The organism is Parendozoicomonas callyspongiae (assembly GCF_023502345.1).
GTDB classification, from domain to species: domain Bacteria; phylum Pseudomonadota; class Gammaproteobacteria; order Pseudomonadales; family Endozoicomonadaceae; genus Sansalvadorimonas; species Sansalvadorimonas callyspongiae.
In genome coordinates this window covers 1-1,055 of the sequence record NZ_JAMFLX010000091.1, presented here as the reverse complement: position 1 = coordinate 1,055, position 1,055 = coordinate 1, and the positions used below count along the sequence as shown (strand labels likewise).

The 1,055-nt window shown below is 35.1% G+C and carries 1 protein-coding gene; it reads right to left on the bottom strand.

Going from position 1 to position 1,055, the window contains the following annotated elements; genetic code table 11:
- Positions 1 to 96 precede the first annotated feature (96 nt).
- Positions 97 to 903 (bottom strand): hypothetical protein, encoded by an 807-nt coding sequence (locus M3P05_RS20395; RefSeq protein WP_249701971.1) that lies wholly within the window; start codon positions 901 to 903, stop codon positions 97 to 99.
- Between the last annotated feature and the right edge of the window lie 152 nt (positions 904 to 1,055).

Sequence of the window (1,055 nt, the reverse complement as noted above, 5' to 3'; positions counted from 1 at the left end):
ATAAGGGGCGCCGCCGCAGGCGGCGTCGGGTGGAGGGGCTAAGCCCCGGAACGAACTGAAACCATTTGTTATGTTGCGGTCTATCAAATACTCAATTTATTTTATGTAAGAATATGGTTGAATGCTTAAATCTTTCCTCATTTCAAAACCTAAATCTGGATTAAGTAAAGATGGTATTCCATATGCTGATATATTATTAGGCTTGATTTCTGAAAAAGATTTTTTCCTTCTTAATATAGTTGTGTTATACAAACCCTTGAATGAATCATGAACTTGTTGCCCGCTTCTAAAATAAAAAATATTATTTATAGGATCCCAAGAAATAAATATATTGCCTCCAACATATAATACGGTTTCTCTATTATACTCGTTAATAACACCGCTGATTGAAACTATATCAAATAATTTTAAATGTTTAGGTAGCTCGTAAATCTTAAAATAATTATGGAGTTGGTCAAAATTATTAAGACTAAATTGTCCAGGAAGAAAATTAGTGATACCAAAGACTACATAAAAAAATATATAGGAGCAAGGTGGACTGTCACATTGGAAATCCTGTGGTAATTCAAGGTTTCTTTTATATGAAATTACGGATTGCCAACCACCCTTTAGTAAAACGAACAACCTTTGACTTGATTCTAACGATAGACATGATCTTTTATCTTCTTCATATTCAAATTCGATATATTCACTTGACTGAAAATCATCAATGATTTTTAGATTATCAAAACAACAACCGTTTACAACTATTTGATGATACTTGAAAAATACCTGATCGTCTGTGAAGCAATATTTCACAAAAAATCCTTCCTCACTCGATGTCGTTATCTTAATTGAAAGGGCGTTGCAGTATGGAGCAAAAAGCAATATAGCAAGGCAAGAAAAAAAAGAGACTGATGTCATGACGTATCTATGAATAATGTTTCAAGATTACATCTATAGCCTGTTTACGATGCTGGAGCAACATAACGCCAGCATGTGGGGCGCCGAAGGCGTCCCAGCTGCGAAGCAGCGAACACCATGCACTTGTATGGTTCTTCTTGTGAGTTTTCAGG